Source organism: Acrocarpospora catenulata, from assembly GCF_018476525.1.
GTDB classification, from domain to species: domain Bacteria; phylum Actinomycetota; class Actinomycetes; order Streptosporangiales; family Streptosporangiaceae; genus Acrocarpospora; species Acrocarpospora catenulata.
In genome coordinates, this window is the sequence record NZ_JAHCST010000136.1 from 1 (window position 1) to 3,314 (window position 3,314).

The window sequence follows — 3,314 nt, forward strand, 5'->3', positions numbered from 1 at the left end:
AGTGGGGGCAGTGGGGGCCTGCAGGCCTGGGCGCCTGGGCGCCTGGGGCCTCTGAAATCGGGGCCGCGCCGCACCTGAGAGCGGCGCGGCCCCGAAATCTTTCTAACCGGCATCGGGCCGACTTTCGCGCTGCTACGCTCGCCGACGTTAGAAACGGCTAGGTCCGGAGTCGGCATGTCTGACGAAAGTTTTCGGCGATGAGTAGCGCGTTGCTCCCTCCGTCTGCGATCCGATCGGGAGCGGCTGTGATCTCCCGTCAGATCCCCGAGCTGGCCGGGCACCCGGCGATCACCGTGGCCTTCCAGGCGCAGGGCGAGCCCGCGACCGGGCCGCTGACCTGGGCCCAGCAGCACATGCTCGCACTGATGGCGGACCTGGAGCCGGACAGCAGGAGCGTCAACCTGCGCTTCACCTGCGCGCTGCGGTCCGGGTTGACCGTGGCCGAGGTGACCGAGGGGCTGCGCGACCTGATGACGCACTTCGACGCCCTCCGCACGGTTTACGTGCCTCCGCCCTCCGGGCCGGCGCAGCGCGTACTGACTGACGGCGAGCTGGTGGTGCCTGTAGTGGAGGCCGCCAAGGGCACGGCGGCGGCCACGGCCGGACGGCTCGCGGCGGACATGTGGGCGCTGGCCTTCGACGTGTCCGGAGAATGGCCGTTACGGGCCGCCCTGGTGACCACGGACGGCGAACCCCGGCAACTGGTGTTCGTCGGCTCGCACCTGGTACTCGACCAGACCGGCACCCAGTGGCTCCAGTACCACCTGCGCGGTCTCCTGGCCAGGCCGCCCGCCCCCGTACGCGGCCCAGAACTCGTGCACCGCCCCCTAGACGAGGCCGAATGGGAGAAATCCGACACCGGCCAGCGACACAGCGAACGCGCCCTGGCCCACCACGAGGCCACCCTACGCGCGATGCCCCAGACCATGCTCCCCCGCACCACCGCGCTCCGGGAGGCGGTGGCCGCACTCCCCCACGCCACCGCGCTCCCCGCCACCGTGCTCCCCCACGCCACCGCGCTCCCCGCCACGGCGCTCCCCCACGCCACCGCGCTCCCCGCCACGGCGCTCCCCCGCACCACCGCACTCCCCGCCACCGCACTCCCCGCCACCGCACTCCCCGCCACCGCACTCCCCGCCATCACGCTCCCCCACGCCACTGCCGAGTTGGAGCGCCCACGCTTCCGCTACCTGCGCTTCGACTCCCCCGCTCTGGCGGCGGCCGTGACGGTTCTGGCCGCGCGGCACCAGGTCAGCCCAGCGAGCGTCCTGTTCGCGGGGATCAACGCGGTGGCCGCACACGTCAGCTCCCTGGACCGATCCTTCCTCCAGCTCACCGTGGGCAACCGGATCGCCCCCCGGACCCGCTACGCGGTCGGCATGCACACCCAGGACGTCCCCGTCTGCGTACCCGTCTCAGACTTGGCGCTATCCGAGCTGATCGTCCGCTCCGGCGCCGAACTCACCCGCGCCGCCCGCTTCGGCCAGCATCCCCCCAGCGAACTGGCCGCCCGACGCCGCGAGATCGAACTCGAACGCGGCATCCGCTTCGACCTGTCCTGCTGGCTCAACTACCGCCGCCTCGGCACCGCCCGCCCTCCCCGCGTCACCCCCGCCGACCTGGACAAGACCGTCTGGCGATGGGAGGAAGGCGTGGACAGCAGCACCAGCACCTACTTCATCTTCGCCGACGACGCCGGCGACCTGATCCGACTGACACTCCTGCTGGACACGGCCATCCTGCCCCCCGAAGAGGCCCTGGCCTGGCTACGCGCCCTCGAATCCCTGCTCTGCACAGCCTGCACAACCGAAATCGGCACCTCCGAGATCGGCGCCCACACGGGCCTTTCCACCACGCCCCGGGACCTCGACTGGGTGTGCACCCCGGGCGGCTGGGCCCACCTGCCGAGCGTGACCGACCTGGTCCGGCGATGCGCCGGATCCCCCCGGGCCCAAGTGGTCGCCGAGGGCGGGTCGCTGGTCGCGTACCTGGACGAGAAACAGGACCTCACCGACCTGCACGAGCGGATCGTGGCGGCCCTCGACCGGGTGACCGTCGCGCCACACCGATACGTGCTGTGCGCCGACGCCCCCGGTCCAGGCGTTCCCGTCCTGGCCGAGGGCACCGGGCGCCCCTGACCTCCTAGACGAACTGGCCTGGCCGGCGGCCCTCTCCGGCGGGACCCCGGTAGGCCTGGGCGATGTCCATCCAGTGGTCGGCCGCCGCGCCGGTGGCGGCCAGGTCGAGGTCATCACGGTGCCGACGCCGGGTCACCAGCAGACAGAAGTCCACGGCGTCACCCGTCACCCGGTTCTCGGCACCCTCCGGCCCGAACGCCCACAGCGCCCCCGAAGGCGCGGTCAACTCGAACCGGAACTCGGTGTCCGGCTGCGCCTCCCCCCGCGCCAGGTAGCCGAAGTTCCACGTCCGCACCGCGAACGCGACAATCAGCTGAATCCGATCCGTCCGCGCCGGCTTCACCCCGAGCGCATCCGCGATGTCCTGCCCGTGCCCGAACAGCTCCATCATCCCCGCCATCCCGAGCACCGCCGGAGGCAGCGGATTCACCAGCCACGGCACCATCTGATCGGCGGGCGCGGCGGCCAACGCCCCGATCGCCCGATCCCGCTCCTCCCGCCACTTGCCGAGCAACACCTCCGTCGGCGCGGCCAGATACCCGGCCATGGCGTTCCGAACATTCGCATCGAAGTCAGGCGACAACGTGGCCGCCAGCGCCCCGAACGCCTTGGCGTCCGACGCGGCCAGCCCCGCCATCCGGAAGGTCGCCGACAGGTGCGCGATCTGGTGCTTGATCGTCCACCCCGGCGACGGCGTGGGCAACTCCCACTTGGCAGCGTCGAGCTCGGCCACCAGCCGGTCGACGTCCTCGGCATCCGCGGTAAGCGCGGTAATCACAAGCTTCAGGTCGGGAATCACGGCGGTGGTCCTCTCGCCAGCACGGCCCTCACGGCCAGGAAGGCCGTCCCCTTCATGCTCACGAGAGGCGAATCTCCCCGCACCTTCTGTATTGCGCCGACGGCCCACACCCCCGCATTGCGCAATTTCAAAGAGACGAGGCCAGAACGAAGAAGGCGTGGACAGACACGGGGACCAAACAGACCGGACCAGATAGACGAGGCCAGACAGCCAGGGTCGGACACACGAGGCCGGACGACAGAGCCGGACGACAGAGCTGAGCGGTAGAGCTGAGCGGTAGAGCTGAGCGGTAGAGCGGGACAGCCGGGGTCGGACAGACGCCAGGGTCGGACAGACGGGGCCCGAGGCGGAACACCGGACAAAGGGTGGGTGGGTGG

Annotated in this window: 2 protein-coding genes; one reads left to right on the top strand and one right to left on the bottom strand. The window is 71.0% G+C overall.

Annotated elements, in window-relative coordinates:
• The first annotated feature begins 245 nt into the window (after nt 1–245).
• A complete protein-coding gene (locus tag KIP79_RS45980; RefSeq protein WP_214111399.1) occupies nt 246–2,138 on the top strand; it encodes a condensation domain-containing protein in 1,893 nt (630 codons plus the stop codon).
• Nucleotides 2,139–2,142: 4 nt separating this feature from the next.
• Here KIP79_RS45980 and KIP79_RS45985 read toward each other — a convergent pair whose 3' ends face one another.
• On the bottom strand, nt 2,143–2,916 hold the full coding sequence (locus KIP79_RS45985) for a TIGR03084 family metal-binding protein (RefSeq protein ID WP_308170259.1): 774 nt from the start codon (nt 2,914–2,916) through the stop codon (nt 2,143–2,145).
• Between the last annotated feature and the right edge of the window lie 398 nt (nt 2,917–3,314).